Source organism: Embleya sp. NPDC020630, from assembly GCF_044334985.1.
GTDB lineage: Bacteria > Actinomycetota > Actinomycetes > Streptomycetales > Streptomycetaceae > Embleya.
On record NZ_JBIRUB010000011.1, the window covers coordinates 152,140 to 178,645 of the forward strand.

Here is a 26,506-nt window from a genome sequence, read left to right on the forward strand (position 1 = left end):
GCACGGAGCCGCGGAAGTCGAAACAGGATCCGCATGAGCGGTATTGCTGGTTCAGTCTACCGGTCGGGGCGACACAAAGATGGGTTCCCAAGGGCCCTGTATCCGCGTGTGGCGCCCTGATGTGCCCTGTCGCATGTCCCCCCACTTGCCCCAGGGTCCCGAATCGCTCTCATGCCTATCCACGCGGCGCGGGCGACTCGGATGGTGACAGCGTGTCAGACCGGTATGACACCGGACACATCGCCCCCGCCGGCGCGGTCGCCGGCGGGCGGGGGCGCACCCGCCCGGATCGGCGTGGACCGTGTGGCCCGTGGCCGGAAACCGTCTACGGCTGGGCGCGCCACGCGCCCCGGCGGCGCTCCTGGGCCGGACCGAGGACGCGGATGTAGGTGACGGTGCCGTCGCCCAGCTCCTGGTTGAGCCGGGCGAGCAGTTTCGGCGCGAGCCAGCGCAATTGGGTGGCGTAGTTGTCGGATTCGGCGCGCACCACGAGTTCGCCGTCCTCGAACCGCTCCGGACGGCAGTTGGCCGCCAGCGCGGGGCCGACGATTTCCGGCCAGCGCTGGAGCACGCCGTGCACCGCCGCCGGGGTCTGCCAGCCGCGCTCGCTGACCAGGCGCCCCATGATCTGCCGCAGCGGCTGGGGGTCGCGGTCGTCGGGTCCGGAACCGCTGCGTTTCAAGCCACGCCGGGCCCGGTCCTGGTCCTGCCGGTGGTCGTACCGGGTGCGCGCCTGGGCCCGGGCCTGAGTCAGCGCGGCACGGGCCAGGTCGATGCCGCGCGTCGGCTCGGCCGCGCCGGTGTCGCCCGCGACAGGCGGGATGTGGCCCTCGTCACTCACCCTCGACCCCCGTCCCCTCGACCTTGCGCACCTCGCCGGCGGCGACGTCGTAGCGCGCGCCCACGAGCGCGGGCGGTACGTCCTCGGCCACCGCGGCCGTGACCAGCACCTGCTCGCCGTGCGCGACCATCTCGGCCAGCCGCGCCCGCCGGGTGACGTCCAGCTCGGCGAACACGTCGTCGAGCACCAGGACCGGCTCGCCCCCGTCCGCGCGCAGCAGTTCGTAGGAGCCCAGCCGCAGCGCCAGCGCGTACGACCAGGACTCGCCGTGGCTGGCGTAGCCCTTCGCTGGCAACGGGCCCAGCCGCAACACGAGATCGTCCCGATGCGGGCCGACCAGGGTCTGTCCGCGCTCGACCTCCGCCGCCCGACCGGCGGCGATCGCGGCGGTGAGCACCGCGTGGATCCCGGCCCGGTCCGAGGGCAGCGGGTCCTCCGACATCGAACTGCGGTAGTCGAGCACGATCGGTCCACCGCCTGTGGACAACGCGTCGTACGCCTTGTCCACCAGGGGTTGCAGTGCGGCGACCAGGTCGAGCCGGGCCGCGGTCAACTCGGCGCCGGTCGCGGCCAGATGTTCGTCCCACACGTCGAGCGTGCTCAGCGCCCCGCTGCGGCCGCCGCCCGCCCGACGGGCCAGCGCCGCGGTCCGCAGCAGCGTGTTGCGCTGTTTGAGCACCCGGTCGTAGTCCTGCCGCACCCCCAGCAGCCGAGGGGTGCGCGCGGTCAACAACTCGTCCAGGAACCGGCGGCGTTCCCCGGGGTCGCCCTTGACCAGGGCCAGGTCTTCCGGCGCGAACAGCACGGTGCGCAGCAGCCCGAGCAGATCGCGCGGCCGGGTGGCGGCCGAGCGGTTGATCCGGGCCCGGTTGGCCTTGCCGGGGTTGATCTCCAACTCGGCCAGCGCGCTGCGGCCGTCCTCGCGGACGATGCTCGCGCGGACATAGGCCCGCTCGGCGCCGAGCCGGACCAGGGGCGCGTCGGAGGCGACCCGGTGGCTGCCGAGCGTGGCCAGGTAGCCGATCGCCTCGACCAGGTTGGTCTTGCCCTGGCCGTTGGGCCCCACGAACGCGGTCACGCCCGGTTCGAGGGGAACCTCGACCCGGGCGTACGACCGGTAGTCGACGAGTGACAGGTGCGCTACATGCATGGGCGGGCGGGCTGCCGGTCAGCCCGCGTCGGCCTCCTTCGGCGGCGTGACGTCGGCGCCGGGGGCGTCGGCGCCCTTGTGCGTCGACGCGGCGGTGACCGCGTGCCCACCGAACTGGTTGCGCAGCGCGGCGACCATCTTCATCTGCGGCGAGTCGTCCTGACGCGAGGCGAACCGGGCGAACAGCGACGCGGTGATCGCGGGCAGCGGTACGGCGTGGTCGATCGCCGCCTCGACCGTCCAGCGGCCCTCGCCGGAGTCCTCCGCGTAGCCGCGCAGGCCCTCCAGGTGCTCGTCGTCGTCCATCGCGCGCACGGCCAGGTCGAGCAGCCAGGAACGGATGACCGTGCCCTCCTGCCAGCTGCGGAAGACCTCGCGCACGTCGGTGACCACGTCGGCGGCCTCGAGCAGTTCCCAGCCCTCGGCGTAGGCCTGCATCAGCGCGTATTCGATGCCGTTGTGCACCATCTTGGCGAAGTGCCCGGCGCCGACCTTGCCCGCGTGCACGAAGCCGGCCGGGCCCTCGGGCTTGAGCGCGTCGAAGATCGGCTGCACCTTGGCGATGTCGGCCGCGTCCCCGCCGCACATCAGCGCGTAACCGTTGTCCCGGCCCCACACGCCGCCGGAGACGCCGCAGTCGACGAAGCCGATGTCCTTCTCGGCCAGCGCCTCGGCGTGCTTGATGTCGTCCGTCCAGCGCGAGTTGCCGCCGTCGACGACCACATCGCCCGGGGACAGCAGTTCGCCGAGCTCGTCGATGGTGGCCTGGGTCGGCGCCCCCGCCGGCACCATCACCCACACCACGCGCGGCTCGGCGAGCGTGTCCACAAGTTCCCCCAGGCTGTGGACGTCCGCCACGTCGGGGTTGCGGTCGTAGCCCACCACCGTGTGGCCCGCGCGGCGCAACCGCTCGCGCATGTTGCCACCCATCTTGCCGAGGCCGACGAGTCCGAGCTGCATCCTGAAATCCTTCGTTCGCTGCTGCGATGCCGGGTGGGGCACCGCCGAGGCCGCTTCCGCGCCCCCGGCGCCCTCGTAGGGGCGGGGGCTTTCACCGCGTCGACGGTACGCGGGTAGCGGTTGCCCGTGCGGTCGCGGGGTATGCACCGGCGCGTCGGCCGAACCCGGTTGTGCCCCGGCCCGGTTCGACGCCGCCCGGATCAGCCGGAGAGCCGCACCGGCATGATCAGGTAGCGGTACTCGTCGGTGGCCTCGGCCTCCACGTCGGGCTTGCCGGTCATCACGGCGGGCTTCGTGGACGTGGTGAAGGAGATCTGGGCGACCGGGGAGTTGATCGCGCTCAGTCCCTCGAGCAGGAACGTCGGGTTGAAGGCGATCGAGATCTCCTCGCCCTCCAGGCCCGCCTCGATCGCCTCGGACGCCTGGGCCTCGTCGCCGGAGCCGGCTTCGAGCACGAGTCGGCCGTCGGAGAAGGACAGCCGCACCGGGGTGTTGCGCTCGGCGACCAGGGACACGCGCTTGACCGCGTCCACGAACGGCGCGGTCTCGACGGTGGCGACCGTCTCCGACTGCTCCGGGAACAGCGCGCGGTACTTGGGGAATTCGCCTTCGAGCAGGCGGGTGGTGGTGCGCCGGCCCGAACCCTCGAAGCCGATCATGCCCTCGCCGATCTTGTCCCCGGACAGCGCGATCTGCACGCTGTCGCCCTGGGTCAGCGACTTGGCGGTGTCGTTGAGCGTCTTGGCGGGCACCAGGGCCACCGCCGAGGAGAGGCCGTCGGCCTCGGGCTTCCAGTGGAACTGGCGGACCGCGAGCCGGTATCGGTCAGTGGCGGCCAGGGTGACCAGGTCGCCCTCGATCTCGACCCGGACGCCGGTCAGCATCGGCAGCGTGTCGTCGCGGCCTGCGGCGATGGCCACCTGGGCCACGGCGGCGGCGAAGACGTCGCCCTCGACGGCACCCGCAGCGGTGGGCATCTCCGGCAGCGCCGGGTAGTCCTCCACAGGGAGTGTGGGCAACGTGAAGCGGGCGCTGCCGCAGACCACGGTCACCTTGGCGCCGTCGGTGGACACCTCGACGGGGCGGTTCGGCAGGCTCTTGGAGATGTCGGCGAGCAGTCGCCCGGACACCAGCACCCGGCCCGGCTCGTCCACCTCGGCCTCGACGCCGCCGCGGGCGGAGACCTCGTAGTCGAAGCTGGACAGCGTCAGCCGCTGGTCGGCCGCCTCCAGGAGCAATCCGGCGAGGACGGGAACCGCCGGCCGCGCCGGGAGACTCCGCGCGGTCCACGCCACCGCATCAGCGAGAACGTCACGCTCGACCCGGAACTTCACCGGTTCACCGCCTCCTGCCGTTGCCGGCCGTCTGTCGTTTGGTCGCCGTTCGTTTCGGCGTCGGTGTCGGGCCGTCGGGGCCTACCACCGGGACACAGTCTGACGCACCGCGCCGACAGCCCGCGCAGCCCCCGGCAAACCCGCAGTCCACAGATTCGGCCCGCCCCGACCGTTTTCCGTGGATCGATCTTGAACTACGCGTGGTCGTAGTAGTAGGGGGTGTGGATACCGTGGATAACCGGTATATGCGCAGGTCAGAGCCGCTTTTTTATCCACTTCGGGGTGTGGGTGGACCCGTGGATAAACCCCCTGTGTCTGTGGATGCCCGAATTGGCTCCACAGGTCGTCCCCAGCCGTACCCCCGGTTGTCCCCAAACAATCCCCAGGTTGGGGGCCACTTGTCCCCACCCCCTGCGGACGCCATTCGGCTCGGGATTCACCGTAAGGGGTGAAACCGGCCCGACTGTGGACAGATCCGTGGACAACCTGGGGACAAGCCGCGATTTCCGGTGGACGGGACGTGGACAACCGGGCAACACGGCGATGGACGGTGCGCCACGGGAAAGTTATCCACAGTCTGTGGAGGACTCCGCTCCACATCACCACAGGAACCTGACCTGCCGGCTCGCCGGCGTTTTCCCCAGGTTCCCGTAGCCATTGTGGGGAACTCGACGGTAAACAGGTCGTCCCCATGGTGTGGACGCCCGACTCGGCGCCGATCGGTGGATAACTCACCCACATCGGAGCCGATGAGATGAAGGTCACATCGCATACAAGAAGGCCGGCGCCCCGAAAAGGGAACGCCGGCCGGCCCGAGCGGGTGATCGGGGCTCGAATCAGCTCTTGATCCGGTTCGTCAACTCGGTCACCTGGTTGTAGATCGACCGCCGCTCGGCCATCAGCGAGCGGATCTTGCGGTCGGCGTGCATCACGGTGGTGTGGTCGCGCCCGCCGAACTGGGCGCCGATCTTCGGCAACGACAGATCGGTCAGCTCGCGGCACAGATACATGGCGATCTGGCGCGCGGTCACCAGCACCCGGCTTCGCGAGGTGCCGCACAGGTCCTCGACGGACAGCCCGAAGTAGGCCGCGGTGTGCGCCATGATCGTGGTCGCCGTGATCTCGGGCCCCGCGCTGTCCGGAATCAGGTCCTTGAGCACGATCTCGGTCAGCTGCAGGTCCACCGGCTGCCGGTTCAGGCTCGCGAACGCGGTCACCCGGATCAGCGCGCCCTCCAGCTCGCGGATGTTCCGGGAGATCTTGCTGGCGATGTACTCCAGCACGTCCGGCGGCGCGTTCAACCCCTCCTGGATCGCCTTCTTGCGCAAGATCGCGATCCGAGTCTCCAATTCGGGCGGCTGGACGTCGGTCAACAGCCCCCACTCGAAACGATTGCGCAGTCGATCCTCCAGGGTCACCAGCTGCTTGGGCGGCCGGTCCGACGAGATGACGATCTGCTTGTTCGCGTTGTGGAGCGTATTGAAGGTGTGGAAGAACTCCTCCTGGGTCTGCTCCTTGGTCTCCAGGAATTGGATGTCGTCCACCAGCAGAACGTCGACATCTCGATAACGCCGGCGGAAGCCGTCGGCCTTGCCGTCGCGGATCGAGTTGATGAACTCGTTGGTGAACTCCTCCGAGCTCACGTAGCGCACCCGGGTGCCCGGATACAGGCTCTTCGCGTAGTGCCCGATCGCGTGCAGCAGGTGGGTCTTGCCCAGCCCCGACTCGCCGTAGATGAACAGCGGGTTGTACGCCTTCGCGGGCGCCTCGGCCACGGCCACCGCGGCCGCGTGCGCGAACCGGTTGCTGGAGCCGATGACGAAGGTCTCGAACAGGTACTTGGGGTTCAGCCGCGCGGCCGGTTCGTGCTCGACCACCCCGTGCTCGCGGCCGGTGCCCGGCCGGGCCAGTCGCAGCGGCCGGTTCCCGGGCACGTCGGCCGGCGGGACCGAGGGCGGCTGGTGGGGCGGCGACTGCTGCGGCGGTTGCGGGGCGCCCGAAACCGGCTCTCTGTCGCCGGATTGATGTGTCGAAGTATCCACAAAGCTGTGGACTGGAGGTGTGGAAAAGCCGGGTCCCCCGAACAGGTCCTCACGATCGGCGAAGAGTGTCCCGTCGGACGGCGGAATGCCCGGATGATCGGACGAGCCGCCCGGCCCGCCGCCATATCCGTATTGATCACGGGAATCGCGCGGATCGCGGGAGTCCCGGTGGTCGCGATCACGCGGATCCCGACCGTCCCGGCCCTCGCGCGCCTCCCGGGGATCACGCGGCTCGCGGGACTCGCGGGGATCACGCGTCTCCCGGGGATCACGCTGGTCCCGGTACGGTCCGGGCGCGTAGCGCTCGTGCGGGTAGTCCTGCTGGTACTGCGGCTCGGCGTACGGGTCGCGGTCCTGGCGATACGGCTGCTGGCCGTACGGCTCCTGCGGGTAGGGCTCCTGGGGGTAGCCGTCGCGGCCGTAGCGGTCGCCGTAGGCGGGACGCCCGTACGGACCGGGGTTGTAGTCGTCGTGCCGCGGCGAGCGCTCGTGCCGCTCGGGTACCTGCTCCGGCTCGCCCGCACCCGGCTCGACGCTGACCGCGAAGCGGATCGGCCGCCCGAAACCGTGACTCAGCGCGTCCGTCACCACCTGGCGGAGCCGGGTCTCCAGCACTTCCTTGGCGAACTCGTTCGGCACCGCGAGCAGTGCGGTGTCGGAGAAGAGGGTCAGCGGCTGGGTGCGCTGGAGCCATCCCTTGTCCTTGGCCGTGACCGAGTCGTCGGTGGCCAGTCGTTCCAGGAACCGTGCCCAGACTGCGGCGAGGTCGCTGGTGATGTCAGCCACAGTGCACGCTCTTTCATTGCATCGACGCAGGTCTCGGGAGGGCTCCCAGTGTCCCGGACCCCGGGAGCGAGCGCTCCGGTCCGACTCCACCAGTTCACGGTAGTGGCGGCCATCCACCCGCTCAAGCCGTTGTCCACAGCCTGTGTACAGCCTGCCCGACAGGGCGTTTCCGCAGGTGGGCGACGTGCCCCGGATCCCCCATTTGACCCCGTCCCCTGTTGGTACGTACCGTGGGCCGGTCTAGTTGTCTGACGACCGCTGCCGCATGTCCGAGATCATGTCGATGCGGACGTACGGTGGTGGCCGGCGGTCTTTTCTGCCGGCCCACGATTCAAATCCTGGAGCCCCCGAGTGAGCAAGCGCACCTTCCAGCCGAACAACCGTCGCCGGGCGAAGACCCACGGGTTCCGGCTGCGCATGCGCACCCGTGCCGGTCGCGCCATCCTTGCTGCCCGTCGCCGCAAGGGCCGCGCGGAGCTTTCCGCCTGAGTTCGCGGATCTCTCCGTGCTGCCTGCCGATAACCGGCTGAGGCGGCGCGAGGACTTCGCGATCGCGGTTCGCCGCGGGCGTCGAGCCGGCCGTCCGAGCCTGGTCGTCCACCTGCATCGCCAGGAGACGAGCGGACTCGGCGCGCCCGCGCACACCCCGGTGACCGCGCAGCCGTCCGAGCCGGACACCCTGCGCCAATCTGTGGCAGAGGACCCGCACGCGGAAGTGGAGCACGCTCCACCACCGCGTGCGGGTTTCGTCGTGAGCAAGGCCGTCGGCCCCGCTGTTGTCCGTAACGTCGTCAAGCGTCGGCTACGCCACCTCATACGCGATCGGATGGCCCTGCTCCCGGCAGGTAGCCTGGTCGTGGTACGGGCATTGCCACCCGCAGCCCAGGCGGACCATTCCGACCTGGCACGGGATCTGGACGCAGCGTTCGACCGGCTCCTGGGCCGGGCCGGGCGCCCCGTCGCGGTTCGAGCGGATGGGCCCGCGGCCAAGCCGGGAGCGACGGCGTGAAGTACCTGTTCATGGGGTTCATTCGGGTCTATCAGTGGACGATCAGCCCGATGCTGGGGCCGGTGTGTCGCTTCTACCCGTCGTGCTCGCATTATGGGTATGAGGCGATGTCCGTGCACGGCGCCGTCAAGGGCACCTATCTCACCGTGTGGCGCATCCTGCGCTGCAACCCCTGGAACTCTGGCGGTGTCGATCCTGTGCCGCCGCGCACACGCCGACCGTGGCGACTTCCCGAGCGGAAGTCGCGCTCGGAGTCGGAGCCGCAGGAGCGGCAGCAGACGTCCAGCACCGGCCGTACCGAGCCCGCGCCCGGTGCGAACACCACCGCCCGAGGAGCTTGACCGTGGGGATTCTTAACCCCCTATATACCGCCGTCTCGTGGATCATCGTCCAATTCCACTCGTTGTTCAGCCCGATCTTCGGCAAGAACAGCGGCTGGTCGTGGGGGCTGTCCATCGTCTGCCTCGTGGTCGTCATCCGGATCTGCCTGATCCCGCTCTTCGTGAAGCAGATCAAGGCGACCCGTGGACTCCAGGCGCTGCAGCCGCGCATCAAGGAAGTCCAGAAGCGGTACAAGGACGACCGCGAGCGGCAGTCCCAGGAAATGATGAAGCTCTACAAGGAGACGGGCACCAACCCGCTCTCGAGCTGCCTTCCGATCCTGGTGCAGTCGCCGTTCTTCTTCGCCCTGTTCCACGTGCTCCAGCGGGTGTCGCAGAACAAGACGGTCGGTGTCATCGACCGCGACCTGGTGAACAGCGCCCAGCAGGCGCACATCTTCGGCGCACCGATCGCCGCCAAGTTCACCGACTCGGCGGCCAAGATCGAAAGCCTCGGGGCCGACCTCACCACGGTGCGCATCGTCACGGTCGTGATGATCATCCTGATGTCCGGGTCGCAGTTCTTCACCCAGCGCCAGCTGATGACGAAGAACACCGACCCCGCTTCGCTCGTGGGCAACCCGTTCGCGAAGCAGCAGAAGCTGATGATGTACGCGTTCCCGATCATGTTCGCGGTCTTCGGCATCAACTTCCCCGTCGGTGTGCTCGTCTACTGGCTCACCACCAACGTGTGGACGATGGGTCAGCAGCTGTTCGTGATCAACCGCAACCCCACCCCCGGCAGCCCGGCGTTCAAGGTGCGGCAGGAGAAGCTGGCGGAGAAGGCGCGCAAGCAGGGCAAGGTGCTGCTGCCCGACGGCAAGCTGATGGACCAGGCCGAGTACGACGCCCAGCAGGCCGAGCTCAAGGCCCAGGCCGCCCGGCGCCAGCAGCCCACCCGACTGACCAAGTCGCAGCGCAAGGCTCGGGCCCGGGACGAGGCTGAGGCGGCCGGTGCCGACGCCGAGGAGAGCGCCGACGCCGACACCGCGACGCGCAACGGCTCGGCTACACCCGCCAGGTCGAACGGCGCGGTCAAGGGCTCTACCGCGCGGACGCCGCACTCCGGTGCGCGCAATGCCGGTCAGCGCCGGCAGCCCCAGGGCCGGAAGCACCCGAGGAAGAAGTGACCGCCCTCGACGGGCCGGCCGCCGCCCACCCCCATGACTCGCTCACTCGTCCACAAAGGAGTTCCCCTGTGACGGAAGGCACGACCCCCGCCGTCGACTCACCCGCCGCGTCGCGTCGGATCACGCTCACCGCGGAGGAGATCAGCCGTCTGGAACAGGAGGGTGAGATCGCCGCGGACTACCTGGAGGCCCTGCTCGACATCGCCGACCTCGACGGCGACATCGACATGGACGTCGAGGGCGGGCGCGCGTCGGTCTCGGTGATCGCGGGCGAGGAGAGCGAATCCTCCGGCGCCGACCTCAAGCGCCTCGTCGGTCGTGACGGTGAGGTCCTGGAGGCCCTTCAGGAGCTGACCCGACTTGCGGTGCACCGGGAGACCGGCGAGCGCAGCCGGCTGATGCTGGATGTGGACGGGTTCCGTGCCGCCAAGCGGGCGAACCTGGCGCGGATCGCCGGTGAAGCGGTGGAACGGGTCAAGGCCGCGGGTACCTCGCTCAAGCTCGAGCCGATGACCCCGTTCGAGCGCAAGGTCGTGCACGACACCGTCGCGGAGGCCGGACTGCGCAGCGAGTCGGAGGGCGAGGAGCCCAATCGCTGCGTCGTCGTCCTGCCCGCCTGATCGGATCCCCGGATCCGTTTCCGCCAACCGTCGCGCCGGCCCCACCTGCACCACAGGTGGGGCCGGCGCCGTTCTTGGGATGATGTTCCACGTGAAACGTCAGGACGACACGACCCCCGACCCGCCGGCGGACGAACGCGCGCCCGAGGCTCCGGAAGCGGCAGGGCGGCTCTTCGGGGCCAACCTCGACCGCGCGATCCGCTATGCCGACATGCTGGCCGGCCCCGGCGTGCGCCGGGGCATGGTCGGCCCGCGTGAGGTCGGCCGGCTCTGGGAGCGGCACCTGCTCAACTGCGGCGTGGTCGCCGAACTGATCGCGGAGAACGCGATCGTGCACGACGTCGGCTCGGGTGGTGGCCTGCCCGGCATTCCGCTCGCCCTGGTCCGTCCGGACCTGCGGATCACCCTCGTCGAGCCGCTGCTGCGGCGCACCACGTTCCTCGACGAGGTGGTCGACGAGCTGGGCCTGGACAACGTACGGGTGCTGCGCGGCCGTGCCGAGGAGGTGCGCGGGCAGACCTGGGCCGACGTGGTCACCGCGCGCGCGGTGGCGCCGCTGGCCAAGCTCGCCGGATGGGGGCTGCCGCTGCTTGCCTCCGGCGGCGAGATGTTGGCGCTCAAGGGCGACTCGGCCGCCGACGAACTGCTGGAGTCGGAGGCGGATCTGCGCAAGCTCGGTGCGGTGTCGTGGGCGGTCGCGCACGCGGGTGCCGGGATCGTGGATCCGCTGACCACCGTCGTCCGGGTACGGATCGGCACCGTCGCGCCCAAGGAGTCGAAGGCGGCCAAGGCGCGCCGAACCGCCAAGCCGGCCCGGCGGCGCCCCGCCAAGTAGGCGAACTCGCCCACGGGTTGGGCCGGACGGCTGAAACGCCGTTCCTGCCCGCTCGGGGTGTGTCGTGAACGCCGTCCCCCGACCGCACCCGGGATCGTGTTTCACGTGAAACGCCTTCCGTGGAAACGCTTCTACTCACCTGAGGCGCGCCGGAACGTGACACCCTCTGAGGGTGCCGCCGCAGTGCGTGGTCATTCCGTCGGCCCGAGTTCCCATGTCGCCGCGGCAGGAGAGGAGAGTGGACCGTTGCCGTCCGAGTATCCGACAGCCTCGATGCCGGCGCCCCGTGTGGGTGCCGCCGTCGACGTTTCACGTGAAACAGAGGCGCCCGGTATCGAAGACACCCCGATCGCCCGAGCGGCCAGACAGGCCGTGGAGACGATGGGGCGCGCCTCGGAGGGATTGCCCCGCCCCGAGCGCACCCGCGTCATGGTGGTCGCGAACCAGAAGGGCGGCGTCGGCAAGACCACGTCGACCGTGAACCTCGCGGCCGCGCTGGCGATGCACGGCGCGCGCGTGCTGGTGATAGACCTCGACCCCCAGGGCAACGCCTCCACCGCGCTCGGGGTGGACCATCACGCCGGCACGCCGTCGATCTACGAGGTGCTGGTCGAGGGCCGCGATCTGGCCGAGGTCGTGCAGCCCGTGCGCGACGTCGAGGGACTGTTCTGTGCCCCGGCCACGATCGACCTCGCCGGGGCCGAGATCGAACTCGTCTCGCTGGTCGCTCGGGAGAGCCGGCTGCAACGCGCGATCGCCGCCTACGAGCAGCCGCTGGACTACATCCTGATCGACTGCCCGCCCTCGCTCGGACTGCTGACGGTGAACGCGCTCGTCGCGGGCGCCGAAGTGGTCATCCCGATCCAGTGCGAGTACTACGCGCTGGAGGGGCTGGGCCAGCTGTTGCGCAACGTGGAACTGGTCCGCGCACACCTGAACCCGAACCTCGGCGTCTCGACGATCCTGCTGACGATGTACGACGCCCGGACCCGGTTGGCCTCGCAGGTGGCCCAGGAGGTGCGCGACCACTTCCCGGACGAGGTGTTGCCCACCGCGATCCCGCGTTCGGTCCGCATCTCCGAGGCGCCCAGCTACGGGCAGACCGTGATGACCTACGACCCGGGGTCCACCGGAGCGTTGTCGTATCTTGAAGCGGCTCGGGAGATGGCGCTGCGCGGTGTGGCGAAGGCGAAGGAGGAAGTATGAGCGGACAACGCAGGGGATTGGGCAAGGGACTCGAATCGCTCATCCCGGCCCGGCCGTTGAAGCCGTCCTCCTCCGCCGCGGCGACCCTGCGGAAGATGGCGGAGATAGCGACGGACGAGTCGGCCCTGTCGCCGACCTCGGTGCCGTTGCAGGATGCGCCGAAGACCGAACCGGCGCCGCCGGCCGCGCTGTACGCCGAACTGCTCGTCGATCTGATCGAGCCGAACCCGCGGCAGCCGCGCGAGGTGTTCGACGAGGACGCGCTGGCCGAACTGGTGCAGTCGATCCGGGAGGTGGGCGTCCTTCAGCCGGTCGTGGTGCGCTCGACCAACGAGGGCAGCTACGAACTGGTGATGGGCGAGCGCCGGTTGCGGGCCTCCCGCATCGCCGGGCTGACCCGCATCCCGGCGATCGTGCGGGTGACCAACGACGACAAGATGCTGCTCGACGCGCTCCTGGAGAACCTGCACCGCGCCGAGCTGAACCCGCTCGAAGAGGCGTTGGCCTACCAGCAGTTGCTGGAGGAGTTCCGGTGCAAGCAGGAGGAGCTGGCGGATCGTATCGGTCGTTCGCGTTCGCATCTGAGCAACACGATGCGGCTGCTGCGGTTGCCGATGGAGGTGCGCACCAAGGTGGCGGCGGGCACGTTGCTCGCCGGGCACGCGCGTGCGTTGCTCGCCCTGCTGGATCGGCCCGACGAGCTGATCAAGCTGTCGAAGCGGATCATCGCCGAGGGCATGACGGTGCGTACGGTCGAGGAGATCGCGCGCACGATCAACAACGAGGAGCCGGCGGCGAAGCCGAGGCCGCAGAAGCCGCGTCCGGGCGCGATCGTGGCACCCGCGCTGAACCATCTCGCGGATCGGCTCAAGGACCGGTTCGAGACCGAGGTGAAGGTGGTGCTCGGTCCGAAGAAGGGCAAGATCGTCGTCGAGTTCGCCTCGGTCGAGGATCTGGAGCGCATTCTCGCCTCGATGGCGCCCGGCGAGGGTGACCAGTTCGCCAAGCAGCTCGCCGAGCGGGAGGTGCCCAGCCAGGCCGGGCGGGCCCGCGGCGCAGCGGCGGCCGGTGTCACGGGGCCGGCGGAGGAGGCGGGAGCCGAGGCGACGTCGGCCGCCGCGAACGACGCGGACGGCGCGGAGACTTCGGTGCTCGTCCCGTAGGCGGCATCGCCATGGGCCCGTAGCGGCTTGGCAAAGGAAGGTGGGAAGGGGCCCGCGGTCGTTGACCGCGGGCCCCTTCCTTGCTTGTGTTTCACGTGAAACGCGTCGCCGCCGGAGGTCGCGGTGTGCCGATGTTTCACGTGAAACCTGTGCGCACCCCTGGAGGGACGATGAGGTCGAAGCGCTGGGTCCTGGCGGGTCTGGGCGTGGGCGCGGTCGGCGGATTCGTCGGCGGCCTGCTCGGTGGCTCGCCGCGGTCCCGGGTGCCCGGTCCGCCGCCGTGGACGCCCGCGGGTCCCGCGATCCCGGTCCATGCGCTGCCGCAGGGCTCACGGTGGCCGGTGGATCGGGGCGGCCCGGCGGATCGGACCGCCCGGGCGCGGCCGGGCGGGTAGCCGCGATCGGTGGGCGCGCGGGAGCAGGCCGGTGAAGGGATCGATCCGGTGTGTGGTGATCGTCCGCCGCCTGATCCGGCGCGGACGGTCAGGTGAAGACGGGCAGCCGCAACATCCCCGTGGGCACGTCCTCGTCCGGCGGCAGGTAGAGCCGCTGGAGGGCCACGACGACCGATTCGGCGGCGTGGTCGCGGAACTCCGAGGAGGCCAGCCGGGCCGCGTCGTCCACGTTGGTGAGGTAGCCCATCTCGATGCGCACGGCGGGCATCCGGGTGCGCCGCAGCAGTGTCCACGCCTTGCCGTGGGTGCGGCCGTCCACCATGCCGGTGCGCGCCACGAGTTCGCGCTGGACCAGGCTCGCGAAGTGCTCCCCGGTGGGCGAGCGTCGCCCGTACCGGTCGCTGCCGCTGCCGTAGTAGTAGCACGCGACCCCGGCGGCACGCGGGCTGTCGTTGCGGTCCGCGTGCAGGGATATCACGAGGTCGGCGTCGGTGGCGTTGGCGAAGGCCGCCCGCTCCTCCTCGCCGATGCCGTCCTCGGCGGGTCCGCGAGTGAGGTAGGCGCGTACGCCCAGGGCGGACAGGCGGCCCTCCAGGCGCCGGGCCAGGTCCCACATCACCTCGGCCTCGGTCAGCCCGTGTGCGACCACACCCGCGTCCGCGCCGCCGTGGCCCGGGTCGATCACCACGGTCTTGCCTGCCAGCGACGGGCCGGAGCGGTGCAGCAGTTCGGACTCGCGCATCGCGTGTGGTTGGCCGCCGACGACCGTGCGCGCGAGCCGGTCGAGGGCTCGGAACGTGGCCGGTCCGCACGTACCGTCCGCGCCGAGTCCGTAGTTGCGTTGGAATTCGCGCAGGGCGAGCTCGGTGGCCGGGCCCAGGATGCCGTCCACCCGGCCGCAGTCGAAGCCCATGTCGAGCAACCGCTGCTGGAGGGTGGCCACATCGTCCCCGACGGTGGGGTGGCCGGCCGAGTAGGACAACATGCGGTCGCCCAGGCGCCACCGTGCCTCGTCGAGGTGACGGTAGGTCTCCGGGCCGACGACGCCGTCCACGGTCATCGCGCGCTGCTGCTGGAAGTGCCGGACGGCGAGGTCCACGGAGTCGTCGAACACCGCGTCCGCGTAGCCGCCGAGGTCGTCCGGACCGCCGGTGTCGGTCGGCCTGGGGGCACCGGCGGGCAGGAGGCCGAGCAGCACCAGTTTGGACCTGATCTCGGCCACTGCGGGGCCGGTGTCACCGCGTCGGTACCGCCGCTGCATGGTCATGGAAAGAAGTCCTCCCGAGTTTTGACGCAACACTCGATCGTACGCGCGCATCCGGTCGTTCCCGTACCGGAGCGGGGGTCCGGGGGCCTCGATTCCATTCCGCACCGCGCGCCGGGGGCGGGTCGGGCGCGCGGTGCGGCGGTGCGCGGCCCGTGGCGCGCGGCCCGTTCGTCGCCGCCCGGCCGGTACGCCCTGACACGCGCGAAGGGCGCCCCCGGTTCCGGGAAGCGCCCTTCGCGTACGGCTGATGCGATCGACTCAGATGAGCCCGTCGAGCTCCCGCAGGAGCGCCGCCTTCGGCTTGGCGCCGACGATCGTCTTGACGATCTCGCCGCCCTGGAACACGTGCAGGGTCGGGATCGACAGCACGCCGTAGCGGGTGGTGATCTCCGGGTTCTCGTCGATGTTCAGCTTCGCCACGGAGAGCTTGTCGCCGTTCTCCGCCGCGATCTGCTCCAGCGCCGGGGCGATCTGGCGGCAGGGGCCGCACCACTCGGCCCAGAAGTCGACGAGCACGGGCTTGTCGCTCATCAGGACGTCGGTGTCGAAGGTCTTGTCGGTGACTGTGGTGGTGGCCCCTGCCATGGGTTGCTCCTCGGTGTGCTGGGGGTGGGACGGACGAAGGACGGACGAAGGGGTGCGGGCGCGGATCAGGCGCTCGCGCCGTCGGCGAGCGAGGCGAGGTAGTGCTCGGCGTCCAGGGCGGCCGCGCAGCCGGTGCCGGCCGCGGTGATCGCCTGGCGGTAGGTGTGGTCCACGACGTCGCCCGCCGCGAAGACGCCGGTGAGGTTGGTCCTCGTGGTCGGCGCGTCGACCTTGATGTAACCCTCGTCGTCGAGGTCGATCTGGCCGCGCACCAGCTCGGTGCGCGGGTCGTGGCCGACCGCGATGAACAGGCCGGTGACCGCCAGGTCGCGCAGCTCGCCGGTGACGGTGTCACGCAGCTGCACGCCGCTGAGCTTGCCGTCGCCCCGGATCTCCGCGACCTCGCTGTTCCAGGCGAACGAGATCTTCTCGTTCGCGAACGCCCGATGCTGCATCGCCTTGCTCGCGCGCAGTTCGTCGCGGCGGTGGATCACCGTCACCGAGCGGGCGAAGCGGGACAGGAACGTGGCCTCCTCGATCGCCGAGTCGCCGCCGCCGACCACCGCGATGTCCTGGTCGCGGAAGAAGAAGCCGTCGCAGGTGGCGCACCAGGAGACCCCGCGGCCGGACAGCGCGTCCTCGTTGGGGAGGGAGAGCTTGCGGTAGGCCGACCCGGTCGCCAGGATCACCGCGCGCGCCTTGTGCACGGTGCCCGCGCTGTCGGTGACCGTCTTGACGTCGCCCGCGAGGTCGACGGCGACGATGTCGTCCGGCACCAGCTCGGCGCCGAAACGCTCGGCCTGCTTGCGCATGTTGTCCATCAGGTCCGGACCCATGATGCCGTCCGGCCAGCCGGGGAAGTTCTCGACCTCGGTGGTGTTCATCAGCGCCCCGCCCGCGGTGACGGCGCCTTCGAAGACCAACGGCTTCAGGTCCGCGCGTGCTGCGTAGACGGCGGCCGTGTACCCGGTCGGACCGGATCCGATGATGATCACGTTGCGGACGTCGCTCACGCTGAGCCTTCCCTGGTTCCTTGTCGAGCCTCGTGCCGGAGGTCGGCGTCGGCTGTGCGGGTCTGCGAAACCCGCGCCCCGAGAGATGCGGTGTCTCGTTCGACAACGGATCCTAGGCGCGCACCATTCCCGGGTCACAACGCCGCGTGTGCGGCGTGCCGGGGATCACCTTCTCGGTACCTCGGTGCTCAACAGGAGCGCGCCGGCGAAGGCGGTCGAGGGGGGTACGGCGGCCGGCGGGCTCGCCGAGGCGTCGGCGGTGGAGCGCGGGACGCACGACGCGTCCACGATGTACACCCGGACCCGGTCGGTGTTCGAGCCGGGCAGGACCACCACCCACGCGGGCTTGCCGGTGTAGCTGCCGGGGTCGGCTGCCAACGCCCGCGGCGCGTCGGGACCCACCGCGGCGGCCACACAGGTGGGCAGCTCGCGCGGCGCGCGGTCGGCGCGGTGCAGCAGCAGCGAGACCTGGTCGGCCAGTCCGGCGGCGGTGTACACCGTCGGCGCGGCGGTGGACGACGCCAGCGGGGTCTGCGGCGTGTGCTCCTCCGCGTTCGCCCCGGGGCGCTCGCCCGACTTGCCGGGTGGGGCGGCGGCCTTGGGCGCGGACGCGTCGGTGTTGCTCTTGACGGCGCTCGACCGGTGGTCCGAGTCGCCGTCGTCCCCGGTGCCGACCACGATCGTGACGCCCAGGGCCACCGCGGCCGCGGCGGCGGCGATCAGGAGCAGCGGACCGCGCCGCCGACGGCGGGCCCGGTCGAGCGGGACGACGACGTGCTCGGTGGGCGGCGCGCCGTGCTCGGTCGGCGGCGTGCTCGGCGCGCGCGGCGGTGTCACCACCGATACCGGCATCGGCAGCGGCGTCGGCGGCTCGGCGGGGCGCGGCGGCGGCAGCGCGGCCAGGGCCAGCGCGTCGTCGATCCGGGCGATCACGTCGGCGGGCATCGGCTCGGCCGGTTGTCCGCCGAGCAGTTCGCGCACCTCCACGAGCGCGTCGCGGGTGTCGCGGCACTCGCCGCACTCGGCGAGGTGCGCGTCGAGCGCGGCCGCCTCGGCCGTGGTGAGCAGTCCCTCGACGAGGTCGGACAGCACCTCGACGTCGATGTGTTCGCTCATCGTGTGCCACCTCCCTCCATACTCGTGCCGCCCGTATCGGGGGTCGGACCGCCGGCTCGTGGGCGGTCGTCCGCCGATGGGACGGATTGTCCGGCCGCGGGGTTCCCCGGGGACCCGGCCGGGCCCGGTGGCCCGCTCTCGCGCAGGTGCCGCACCAGGGGCAGCAGCTTGGCCCGACCGCGGGCGCAACGACTCTTGATGGTGCCGGACGCGACGTCGAGGATCCTGGCCGCCTCGTCGACGGGGTAACCCTCCATGTCCACCAGGACGAGCGCGGCGCGCTGTTCGGCGGGGAGGGTGGCCAGCGCGGCGAGCAGCGCCTCGCGGGTCTCGCCCCGGACCGCCGGATCCTCCTGCGCGGGCGCGGGCAGCCGCTGGTCCAGATCCTCGGGCAGCGGTACCGCCGGGCGGGCGGCACGGCGGCGGGCCCGGTCCAGGCAGGCGTTGACCACGATCCGGTGCAGCCACGTCGTGACGGCCGCGCGGCCCTCGAACCGTCCTGCGGCCCGGTAGGCGGAAACCAGGGCGTCCTGGAGGGCGTCAGCGGCTTCCTCGCGGTCCCCCAGGGTGCGCAGGGCCACCGCCCACAGCCGATCGCGGTGCCGGCGCACGAGTTCGCCGAACGCGTCGGGGTCGCCGTGGGTGTGCCGGGTGAGCAGGTCGGCGTCGGTGACGTCCGCGTACGCCGATCCGCTGCGCTCGGTACTCACCGCCTACCTCCCCTGGGCCCGGGGTCATCCTGGCATGCGATGCGGCGGCGCCGGAGGCAGGTCCGGCTCGATCGTTCGGACAAGGTCAGCTGTTGACCGTGAAGGTGATCTCGCGCCAGGCGTTCTGATGCCCCGGCGTGTAGATGTGGTAGCCGTTGACGTCCTGGAGAACCTTGGGCATCGCGGTCATCAGCACCAGTACGTACTGGGTCTTGAATGCCTTGTCGGAACGGATGCTCACCTCGGCCGCATCGGTCGACTTGGTACCCACGGTGGTGGTGAAGGCGTCCTGGCTCGACGGCATCGATGTGGCACCCGGCGCGGCCTTGAGCGTGATGGTGGTGCCGGCTCCGCCCGTGCCGAGCGCGAGGTCGAGGCCGCGGACGTCCATCGGTTCGCCGAGGTCGTAGATGATTCCGTACCCCTTGCGGCCGTTGTAGTCGACCGTCGGTCCGTCCTTCATCATGTTGGTCTGCCAGTACGTGTCGCGGTTTTCGTCGTAGGTCTTGACCACGTCGTCCGGGTCGACGGGCGCCCCGCCGATCGAGATCTCCGTGCCGCGCTTGGGGAGGGTCTGCCGCGTGGGTGCCGGAGCCACCGGTGCCTGGGTCGGCGTGCTCGACTGGCCGTGGCTCTGCTCCTCCAGGGGCGGTTTCTTCTTCTCGCCGTCGCCCACGTGGCTGGCCACCTGCCACGTCACCAGCACGATGGCGAGGACCACCAGGACCGCGACCGAGCCCTTGACCGCGGCGCCGAACCGGCCGCCCAGCGGCGGTGGCGGGGTGACCGGCGGTCGGGCCGGGCCGTTCGGGCCGCGGCCGCCGGAGTAGCCCGCCGAGGCGTAGACCGTCCGGTTCGGCGTCGGGGTGTAGATCGGGTACTCGTCCGGCTCCGGGCCGCCGACGATGGTGTTCTGCTCCGGCGGGTGCATCTCCGGGATGGCGGTGATCGCCGCGGACAGCTCTCCCGGTGTCTCGAACGCCGGTTCGTGCTTGACCTCGTGGCCGAGCGCGCGCATCGCCAGGGCGGCGAGCGTGTCGTCCACGCCGGCCCGGATCTGGCCGGGCGCGCACAGCCTGCCGCCGGTGAACGGCGCGGCCTGCAAGCCGTATTCGGTGCCCTCGACCCAGCGTCGGGTCAGCGCGGCGTACATCAGCCGGCCGACCGCGTGCGTGTCGTCGCGGGCCGCGTCGGTGGTGTCGTGTCCGTACAGCGCGGCCTCGACCGCCAGGCCGACGATCTTGTACTGGCCGGTGTGCATGCGCAGCACGTTCTCCGGCGTCAGCCGCAGGTGCGACAGGCCGGCGCGGTGTGCGACGGACATCGCCTGGGCGAGCGCGCGGGTGAGTTCGTAGACCTCGTGCGGCGGCAGCGGGGCGCTCTCGAAGACCTTGGTGAGGTTGTCCGCGTCGGGCAGCCACTCCTTCACCACATAGATCAGGCCGTCCTGTTCGGCGCAGTCGAGGACCTGGACGAAGCGGGGGTCGCCCATCAGCGCGGCGGCGCGGGCGGCGGCGATCACCGCCCGACCGTGTTCACCGCCGGCGGGGACGATGTGTACGCCCACCGCGCGCCGCAACTTCTCGTCCACCGCGCGCCAGGTCTCGCTGCGGCCGTTCTGGGACAGGCGGTGCTCGAGTCGGTAGCGCTCGGCGAGCCGGGTGCCTCGGCTGACCCGGGGGGCGGGGGGCTCCGGGGCCGGCGCGGGCTCGGCCGGGGTGCTGCCGGCGTCCGGGTCGCCCTCGTCGCCGTGGTCACCGTCGGCATCGCCGTCGTCGGTCGGCTTCCGCACGACCGGTTCGGCCGCTGCCTCGACCGCCGCTTCGGTGTTCTTCGCGGTCTCGGTCGGCTCGGCGGTCTCGGCCGCCGCCTCTTCGTCGGACAAAGGACCGGAAGGCGACCCGGGCTCGGAGCCGGCGTCGGGTTCGGGCTCGGAACCGATGGGCAAAACCGTGGTGGTGGTTCCGGAGGTCTTCTCGTCCGAACCGACACGTTTGTCCAACGATGCGTCAGAAGCCTTTGTCGGTACGGGGTTTGCCTCACCCGTCGCTAGGTCGACGGATCCTGCGGTTCGGTCCGTCACCTCGGCCTCATCCTCCTCGTCGGCACACTCATCGTAGAGGTGAGGCTTCTCGGGCCGTTGGTCAGGGACGACCTCTACATACCTTGAGACTCCCGGACCCCACTTCGGGTTGCCTCCTCGCAAGATCCGAAAGGAAACCGAGACCGGCGTATCGGGAGCATTACCCCCGTTTTGCCGAGAGCCACACCCTCACTCGCACCATGGTGGTGCATCCCACACCGTTCCGCCCGCCGAATTCCCGGTGGGAAAACGGCGGGCGGGCGCGGTACGGCCGCGCGCGTGACCCGGTCAGCGGCCGAGTCGGCCCTTGATCATCCCGGTCATCGCGCTCATCTCCTCGACGCGCATGCGGTTCGCCGCGATGAAGAACACCACGAACATGGTCACGATCCCGGCGCCGACCGCGATCGCCGAGCCGCCCATGGCCGAGCCGAAGTGGCCGGTGCACACCCGGGCCACGAAGAACGCCGCGGCGCCGCCGATCCCGGCGGCGATCAGCAGCCGGGTGTAGGTCCGGGTCACCCGGCGGCCGTCCAGGTCGCCGAGCCGCTTCTTCAGCCGTTGCGCGGCCAGCACCACGCCGACGAGGTAGGCGAGGCTGTAGCCGCCCGCGATGCCGACACCGGCCCACTTGGTGGGCAGCGCGACATAGGCCAGGCCCGCGAAGGCCGCTTGGGCGCCCGCGATCCACACGGTGTTCAGGAACGGTGTCCGGGTGTCCTCGTACACGTAGAAGCCGCGCAGCAGCACGTACTGCGCCGAGTACGGGATCAGGCCCAGGCCGAGTGCCATCAGCATGTAGCCGATCCAGTGCGCGCTCTGTTCGCCGGTGGGCGCGAAGATGAAGCCGCCGATGTCCCGGCCGAGGGCCACGAAGATCACCGCACAGGGGATCATCGCCACCGCCGACAGGCGCAGGCCGGAGGAGATGTCGCCGCGCACGCTGGCCTCGTCGCCGTCGGCGGCGGCGCGACTCATCCGGGGCAACATCGCGGTCATCACCGACACGGTGATCACCGCCTGGGGCAACTGCCAGATCAGCAGCGCGCTGCTGTAGGCGGTGAAGCCGACGCCGAACTGGATGTTCTGGTCCCGCGCGTCGACGTCGATCGCGGTGGCGAGCTGGGTCACCACCAGGTAGCCGGCCTGGTTGGCCAGCACGAACAGGAACGTCCACTTGGCCAGCCCGAGCGCCTTGCCCATCCCCGAGCCGCGCCAGTCGAAGCGCGGCCGGAAGCGGAACCGGGCCGACTTGAGATACGGGATCATCGCCATCGACTGCACGACCATGCCGAGCAGCGTGCCCAGACCCAGCAGCCGGATCTCGTCCGGGGTGATGGTGTCCGAGTTCTGCCCGGTGTTCTTCTGGGTGCCGGCCACCCAGATGTACAGGCCGAACGTCGCGATGATGACGATGTTGTTCAGGACCGGGGTCCACATCATCGGGCCGTAGCGTTCGCGCGCGTTGAGGATCTGGCCGAACAGCACGTGCAGGCCCATGAAGAAGATGATCGGCAGGCAGTAGCGCGCGAAGGTGATCGCGAGCTCGTAGTCCTGATGATGCTTGGCCAGCGAGTTCGCGAACGCCCGGATCAGCAGCGGCGCGCCGAACCAGGCCAGCATCACCAACCCCGCCAGCACCGTCATCACCAGGGTGAGCAGGCGGTTCGCGTACGCCTCGCCGCCGTCGTCGTCCTGGCGCATGGCCCGCACCAGCTGCGGTACGAACACCGCGTTCAGCGCGCCGCCGCCGACCAGGATGTACAGCAGCGTCGGCATCGTGTTGGCGACGTTGTAGGTGTTCGCCAGGATCGCGGTGCCCAGCGCCGCCGCGGCGACCAGGTTGCGGACGAAGCCGGTCATCCGGGACACGATGGTGCCCGCCGCCATCACGGCGGAGGAGCGCATTATCCCGCCGAGCTTGCTGCCCTTCCGGCCGCCGCCGCCGACCGGGATGCCGGCCATGCGCTCCTCGGCGCCCGAGCCGGGCATCCGATAGACGGGCGAGGTGGACGGGTTGACCGGGACCGGCGGGGCGTCGAGGACGGCGCTCGCCGACATCGACGCGGCGGCCGCCTCGGCCCGGTGCTGGGTCTCGTAGCGCTGGTACGCCTCGGTGTACGAGGGCATGCCCGCGACGTCGCCGGCGAGGCCGAGGTTGATGCCGGTCAGCGTCTGGTCCATCAGCCAGCCGCCGGGGCGGTCGTAGTCGCCCCAGCCGCCCTGGCCCTGCTGCGGGCTCGGCTGCTGCGGGACGTACGACTGCTGCTGGTATGCCTGCTGTGGCTGTTGCGGTTGCTGCGCGTAGTTCTGCGCCTGTGGGGCCTGTGGCTGCTGCCCGTACGGGTCGCCGGAGCCGTAGCCGCCGTGGTCGCCGTACTGCTGCGGCGCGCCGGAGGGGTCGTAGTGCTGCGCGGGGTCGTACTGCCGAGAAGGGTCGTACGGCGCCGGATCGGGGGTGAAGATCTCGTCCACGCCCACGTACGGGTCGTTGCCGGGCGGGTCGCTCAACTCGTCGCGGAACCACGCCCCGCCGTCCTGCGCGGGTTGCTGCTGTTGTTGCTGCTGCCCGTAGGGGTCGTAGCCGCCGCCCGACTGGGCGCCGTAGGGATCGCCGTAGGCCGGTTCGGGGCCCGCGCCGTAGCCGCCCTGGCTCGGATATCCCTGCTGCGGGTACTCGGGCTCGCCGTAGCCCGGGTGCGCGTTGGGGTCGGGATAGCCCTGCTCCCCGGGGTGCGCGTACTGATCCGGCGGTTGCGCGGCGTAGGGATCGGCCGGCTGCCCGTACGGATCGACGTACTGCTGCAGGTAGGGGTCGGCGGGCGGCCGACCCCGGTAGGGATCGTCGTGCGCGCCGTCGTCCGGCTCGGCGGAGCCGCCGGTGTACGGCTGACGTTCGTCGCTCCGGTCGCTCATGCGGGCGGGCCCTCGTCTTCTCGGTCAGGTTGAGTGTCCGGTGCCCACTTTCTCATTCGGGGCGGTCGGTCGTGGATCCCAACGGTGTGTGTCCGTGCGGGTCGGCCGGATCGGGCGGTCGGTTCCCGCCGGCGTGCGGGTGCGTCGGACGGGGTGGCGACCACCCCGGTATCGGCCCGATTCGGTCCCCGTCGGCGGCTTCCGGGGGATCGGATTCGGCCGGCGGCTCGACGTCGTCCTCACCATCCTCGCCGTGCGTGTCCCCGGCAAGGGCCGCCTCCCGGCGCTTGCGCAGGAACGCGCGGAGCGAGAACACCGCGAGCAGGAACGCGAGGCCGCCGATGATCCAGCGGGTCAGCGCGTCGATCGTGGTGGTGTTCACGAAGAACGACTGCGCCGGATTCACCGCCCGCCCGTCCGGGGTGAGCAGCGCCACGTCGACCATGACCTTGCCGTTCGCGGCCGATTTCGCCGAGATCGGCACTTCGAGCCGGCGACCGTCGGGCACGGTCACGGTGGCCGGGTCGCCCAGCCTGAGCCGGTTGGGCTGGTGCGAGGTGACCACCACCCGCACGTTGATCGGCTGCTGGAGATTGTTCACCACGGTCACCGGGATGTTGCCCTGGTCGCCGGACAGCGTCACCCCGGTTCTGCGGATGATGTAGACGAGCGATTCCAGCTCGCGCAGTCCCCGGGTCACGCCCAACCGATAACGATCCGCCCCCTGCGTGTCGCCGCGCCACGAGGTGGACAACAAGCGCAGCAGCGCGGGATCGAACGGGCCGGTCACCCGCTCCGGCCGGGTCAGGATCGAGGCGAAGGTCTGCATCGACCCGGCCAGGTTGTCGGTCTCCGCCAGGTATTGCGCGCTCGGCTCGGAGGCGCGGACGCCCTTGGGGTAGGCGGCCGACTTGCGAGCGGGCAGCGGACCGGGCTCGGCGGCCAACTCGCTCAGGGCGGTGGGCTGCGTCCACTCGGCCGACGCGGCCATCACGTCGCGCAGCACGCCCGCCAGCGCGGTGTCCATCAGTCGCGGCGGGGCGACCAGCACGCTGCGGGTGGGCTTGAGCGTGGGCTCCTGCAACACGATGGTCAGGAACTCGGCGAGCAACTGCTGGGTGGTCAGCACCGCCTGGCCCGGCGCCCTGGTGTCCGCGGCCAGCAGCGTGTCGATGTCCGGGTCGGTGACCAGCGCGGTGCCCTTGTCGGCGCCCGGCAGGGACGCGGTGGCCAGCGGTGTGACGTTGAGGTCCTTGGTCGGCGGCAGGCTCGCGCCGGCGGTGATCACCGTGCCGGCGCCGCTGCTGCCGGCCAGGGAGACGATCGAGGGGTCCAGCGCGCCGGAGGCGGGCCAGACGACGTCGGCGCGCGCGGGCCTGCCCAGGGTGCGTTGGAATACGGCGGAGGATTGGAGCTGGGCCTCGGTCAACTGCGGGCGCAGGTCCGCCTTGCCGGCGTCGAGCGCGTGCGCCACGGCGGCGATGTCGGTATCGCCGTACGGGAGGCCGATCACGGGCTGGGGGCCGATGGCGCCCTTGAGCCGGTCCAGCCATCCGGCGGCGGTCGGACCGCCGCCGCCCGCCAGGGTGTTCGAGATCTGGTTCGGCGTCGCCTTGGCCGTGTCCTCCTCGGGCGGAGGCTTGCCGTCCTTGGTCTTCTTCGGCTTGCCCGGCTCCAGGCTGCCGGGCGGCGCGACCCGGTAGCCGCCGGCCATCTCGGCGGCGGAGTCGAGCAGTTCGGGGTCGATCGCCCAGTCGACCTTCATCCCGCCGCCGATCGCCGCCAGTTCGTACAGCCGCCCGCCCGGGGCGAACAGCGCGGCCAACTCGTCGTCGCGGAACACCGGCGTCTGACCCTCGTCGCCGAGCGTGGTGCCGTCGCGGTGCGGTCGGTCGACCAGCGGCCAGACCATGCCGACCCGCAGTTTCGGCACGTTCTTCAGGCCGTTCTTGCCGACCCACGGCAGGAAGGTGCGGGTGGAGCCGACGATCCGGCCGCCGACCCGCGCCTCGACCGCGAGCGGGTACGCGCCGGCCTCGCCCAGATTGAGCGCGTCGGCGCGAATGTTGAACGACCACGGCCGGCCCGGTCCCGAGGCCGGCACCTGTACGGTCACCGGCTTGACGTCACGCACCAGGGAGCCGTTCGACTGGCCCTCCTCGGGCGAGGAGATGCCGCTGCGGAAGAGCGGTTCAGAGGTGCGCATCCGCACCGCCAGCTCCACCGTGTCGAGCGGCTTGGAGCCGCTGTTGAGCACCTGGCCCTCGACGGTGATGGTGCCGCCGGGCTTGGCGATCGGGGTCATCTTGGTGATCAGGATTCGGACGCCGTCGCCGTCGGCGGCGCGTACGACCGTCGGTGGCAGCGCGCCGAGCAGTGTGACGGCGAGCAGCAGGGCCAAAAGCAGCACACCGGCCACTCGACCGCGTCGCGGCGGCATCCCGGCCTCGGAGCGGATCCGGCGATCGCTCACGCGCTGTCCGCCAACAGCTCCGGGGCGAGTGTCGCCAACCGTCGTTCGTCGGGGTAGGCGAGGCGCGCGGAGAGCGCGCCGAGCGGAACCCAAGCCACCGCTTCGACCTCGATGTCGTCGTCCGACAGATCCCCGCCCGCCGCCTCCATGAGGTAGTGGTGGACGGTCTTGTGCACCCGCCGGTCCGGCGCGGTGAACCAATAGTCGATCACGCCGAGCGGAGCCAGCACCCGACCCACGATGCCGGTCTCCTCCTCGACCTCGCGCAGCGCGGCGTCCACCACGCTCTCGCCGTCCTCGATGTGCCCCTTGGGCAGCGACCACAGCAGTCGGCCGCGTCGATCACGGCGGGCGATCAACGCCGCGCGCAACGTGAGCCGATCGATCACCAGACCACCCGCCGAGGTCTCCTCGACCACCTGCAGCCGACGGCGCGGCGGCGTGGTCTCGGAAGGCATCCGCCAAGCTTAGTGCGACATGCGCCACGCCATC

Annotated in this window: 23 protein-coding genes; 9 read left to right on the plus strand and 14 right to left on the minus strand. The window is 70.8% G+C overall.

The window, feature by feature from the left end:
* Positions 1-325: 325 nt before the first annotated feature.
* From ACH4XV_RS31835 to dnaA, 5 genes are all read right to left on the minus strand, one after another.
* Positions 326-841 (minus strand): DUF721 domain-containing protein, encoded by a 516-nt coding sequence (locus ACH4XV_RS31835; RefSeq protein ID WP_395795789.1) that lies wholly within the window; start codon positions 839-841, stop codon positions 326-328.
* Complete coding sequence (gene recF, locus ACH4XV_RS31840; RefSeq protein WP_395795790.1) at positions 834-1,991, minus strand: DNA replication/repair protein RecF; 1,158 nt, start codon at positions 1,989-1,991, stop codon at positions 834-836. Before recF ends, ACH4XV_RS31835 begins: the two co-directional genes overlap by 8 nt.
* 18 nt (positions 1,992-2,009) lie before the next feature.
* The gene (gene gnd / locus ACH4XV_RS31845) at positions 2,010-2,951 is read right to left on the minus strand and encodes a phosphogluconate dehydrogenase (NAD(+)-dependent, decarboxylating) (protein ID WP_395795791.1); all 942 of its coding nucleotides are present in this window, start codon (positions 2,949-2,951) and stop codon (positions 2,010-2,012) included.
* A 200-nt stretch (positions 2,952-3,151) separates the two neighbouring features.
* On the minus strand, positions 3,152-4,285 hold the full coding sequence (dnaN, locus tag ACH4XV_RS31850) for a DNA polymerase III subunit beta (protein WP_078976313.1): 1,134 nt from the start codon (positions 4,283-4,285) through the stop codon (positions 3,152-3,154).
* Positions 4,286-5,121: 836 nt separating this feature from the next.
* A complete protein-coding gene (gene dnaA / locus ACH4XV_RS31855) occupies positions 5,122-7,113 on the minus strand; it encodes a chromosomal replication initiator protein DnaA (RefSeq protein ID WP_395795792.1) in 1,992 nt (663 codons plus the stop codon).
* 351 nt (positions 7,114-7,464) lie between these two features.
* On the opposite strand from dnaA, the gene rpmH reads away from it, so the two are divergent.
* From rpmH to ACH4XV_RS31900, 9 genes are all read left to right on the plus strand, one after another.
* Positions 7,465-7,602 (plus strand): 50S ribosomal protein L34, encoded by a 138-nt coding sequence (gene rpmH / locus ACH4XV_RS31860; protein WP_010849920.1) that lies wholly within the window; start codon positions 7,465-7,467, stop codon positions 7,600-7,602.
* Positions 7,603-7,618: 16 nt separating this feature from the next.
* Positions 7,619-8,122 (plus strand): ribonuclease P protein component, encoded by a 504-nt coding sequence (gene rnpA / locus ACH4XV_RS31865; RefSeq protein WP_395795793.1) that lies wholly within the window; start codon positions 7,619-7,621, stop codon positions 8,120-8,122.
* The gene (yidD, locus tag ACH4XV_RS31870; protein WP_380003311.1) at positions 8,119-8,463 is read left to right on the plus strand and encodes a membrane protein insertion efficiency factor YidD; all 345 of its coding nucleotides are present in this window, start codon (positions 8,119-8,121) and stop codon (positions 8,461-8,463) included. Before rnpA ends, yidD begins: the two co-directional genes overlap by 4 nt.
* 2 nt (positions 8,464-8,465) lie before the next feature.
* Positions 8,466-9,632, plus strand: coding sequence for a membrane protein insertase YidC (gene yidC / locus ACH4XV_RS31875; protein WP_395795794.1), 1,167 nt, complete (start codon positions 8,466-8,468; stop codon positions 9,630-9,632).
* A gap of 68 nt (positions 9,633-9,700) precedes the next feature.
* Positions 9,701-10,252 (plus strand): protein jag, encoded by a 552-nt coding sequence (locus ACH4XV_RS31880; protein ID WP_371863052.1) that lies wholly within the window; start codon positions 9,701-9,703, stop codon positions 10,250-10,252.
* Between the two features lie 82 nt (positions 10,253-10,334).
* Complete coding sequence (gene rsmG / locus ACH4XV_RS31885; RefSeq protein WP_395795884.1) at positions 10,335-11,087, plus strand: 16S rRNA (guanine(527)-N(7))-methyltransferase RsmG; 753 nt, start codon at positions 10,335-10,337, stop codon at positions 11,085-11,087.
* A gap of 273 nt (positions 11,088-11,360) precedes the next feature.
* Positions 11,361-12,293: a ParA family protein gene (locus ACH4XV_RS31890; protein ID WP_246126980.1), complete on the plus strand. Its 933-nt coding sequence runs from the start codon at positions 11,361-11,363 to the stop codon at positions 12,291-12,293.
* Positions 12,290-13,456, plus strand: coding sequence for a ParB/RepB/Spo0J family partition protein (locus ACH4XV_RS31895; protein ID WP_395795795.1), 1,167 nt, complete (start codon positions 12,290-12,292; stop codon positions 13,454-13,456). Before ACH4XV_RS31890 ends, ACH4XV_RS31895 begins: the two co-directional genes overlap by 4 nt.
* A gap of 170 nt (positions 13,457-13,626) precedes the next feature.
* A complete protein-coding gene (locus ACH4XV_RS31900) occupies positions 13,627-13,851 on the plus strand; it encodes a hypothetical protein (RefSeq protein WP_395795796.1) in 225 nt (74 codons plus the stop codon).
* Positions 13,852-13,939: 88 nt separating this feature from the next.
* Here ACH4XV_RS31900 and ACH4XV_RS31905 read toward each other — a convergent pair whose 3' ends face one another.
* The 9 genes from ACH4XV_RS31905 to ACH4XV_RS31945 all read right to left on the minus strand — a co-directional run bounded on the left by ACH4XV_RS31905 (position 13,940) and on the right by ACH4XV_RS31945 (position 26,472).
* The gene (locus ACH4XV_RS31905; RefSeq protein WP_395795797.1) at positions 13,940-15,118 is read right to left on the minus strand and encodes an N-acetylmuramoyl-L-alanine amidase; all 1,179 of its coding nucleotides are present in this window, start codon (positions 15,116-15,118) and stop codon (positions 13,940-13,942) included.
* A 258-nt stretch (positions 15,119-15,376) separates the two neighbouring features.
* Entirely contained in the window at positions 15,377-15,703 is a 327-nt protein-coding gene (gene trxA / locus ACH4XV_RS31910; protein WP_380003315.1) for a thioredoxin, read from the minus strand.
* A 65-nt stretch (positions 15,704-15,768) separates the two neighbouring features.
* The gene (trxB, locus tag ACH4XV_RS31915; RefSeq protein WP_380003316.1) at positions 15,769-16,716 is read right to left on the minus strand and encodes a thioredoxin-disulfide reductase; all 948 of its coding nucleotides are present in this window, start codon (positions 16,714-16,716) and stop codon (positions 15,769-15,771) included.
* Between the two features lie 165 nt (positions 16,717-16,881).
* Positions 16,882-17,832, minus strand: a complete 951-nt coding sequence (locus ACH4XV_RS31920) for an anti-sigma factor family protein (protein WP_395795798.1) — start codon at positions 17,830-17,832, stop codon at positions 16,882-16,884.
* Entirely contained in the window at positions 17,829-18,542 is a 714-nt protein-coding gene (gene sigM / locus ACH4XV_RS31925) for an RNA polymerase sigma factor SigM (RefSeq protein ID WP_395795799.1), read from the minus strand. The genes ACH4XV_RS31920 and sigM overlap by 4 nt, the downstream gene beginning before the upstream one ends.
* Positions 18,543-18,627: 85 nt before the next feature.
* Positions 18,628-20,427, minus strand: coding sequence for a protein kinase family protein (locus ACH4XV_RS31930; RefSeq protein ID WP_395795800.1), 1,800 nt, complete (start codon positions 20,425-20,427; stop codon positions 18,628-18,630).
* Between the two features lie 486 nt (positions 20,428-20,913).
* Positions 20,914-23,541, minus strand: a complete 2,628-nt coding sequence (murJ, locus tag ACH4XV_RS31935) for a murein biosynthesis integral membrane protein MurJ (protein WP_395795801.1) — start codon at positions 23,539-23,541, stop codon at positions 20,914-20,916.
* 52 nt (positions 23,542-23,593) lie between these two features.
* The gene (locus tag ACH4XV_RS31940; RefSeq protein WP_395795802.1) at positions 23,594-26,014 is read right to left on the minus strand and encodes a DUF6049 family protein; all 2,421 of its coding nucleotides are present in this window, start codon (positions 26,012-26,014) and stop codon (positions 23,594-23,596) included.
* On the minus strand, positions 26,011-26,472 hold the full coding sequence (locus ACH4XV_RS31945) for an NUDIX hydrolase (protein WP_078976297.1): 462 nt from the start codon (positions 26,470-26,472) through the stop codon (positions 26,011-26,013). Before ACH4XV_RS31945 ends, ACH4XV_RS31940 begins: the two co-directional genes overlap by 4 nt.
* Positions 26,473-26,506: the final 34 nt, after the last annotated feature.

What these genes read in the sequence shown, in the direction of transcription:
- ACH4XV_RS31905 (WP_395795797.1), bottom strand. Translation starts at nt 15,118, where the DNA reads ATGACCATGCAGCGGCGGTACCGACGCGGTGACACCGGCCCCGCAGTG.
- rsmG (WP_395795884.1), top strand. Translation starts at nt 10,335, where the DNA reads ATGTTCCACGTGAAACGTCAGGACGACACGACCCCCGACCCGCCGGCG.
- murJ (WP_395795801.1), bottom strand. Translation starts at nt 23,541, where the DNA reads ATGAGCGACCGGAGCGACGAACGTCAGCCGTACACCGGCGGCTCCGCC.
- ACH4XV_RS31900 (WP_395795796.1), top strand. Translation starts at nt 13,627, where the DNA reads ATGAGGTCGAAGCGCTGGGTCCTGGCGGGTCTGGGCGTGGGCGCGGTC.
- ACH4XV_RS31895 (WP_395795795.1), top strand. Translation starts at nt 12,290, where the DNA reads ATGAGCGGACAACGCAGGGGATTGGGCAAGGGACTCGAATCGCTCATC.
- trxA (WP_380003315.1), bottom strand. Translation starts at nt 15,703, where the DNA reads ATGGCAGGGGCCACCACCACAGTCACCGACAAGACCTTCGACACCGAC.
- recF (WP_395795790.1), bottom strand. Translation starts at nt 1,991, where the DNA reads ATGCATGTAGCGCACCTGTCACTCGTCGACTACCGGTCGTACGCCCGG.
- gnd (WP_395795791.1), bottom strand. Translation starts at nt 2,951, where the DNA reads ATGCAGCTCGGACTCGTCGGCCTCGGCAAGATGGGTGGCAACATGCGC.
- ACH4XV_RS31945 (WP_078976297.1), bottom strand. Translation starts at nt 26,472, where the DNA reads ATGCCTTCCGAGACCACGCCGCCGCGCCGTCGGCTGCAGGTGGTCGAG.
- ACH4XV_RS31890 (WP_246126980.1), top strand. Translation starts at nt 11,361, where the DNA reads ATGCCGGCGCCCCGTGTGGGTGCCGCCGTCGACGTTTCACGTGAAACA.
- ACH4XV_RS31920 (WP_395795798.1), bottom strand. Translation starts at nt 17,832, where the DNA reads ATGAGCGAACACATCGACGTCGAGGTGCTGTCCGACCTCGTCGAGGGA.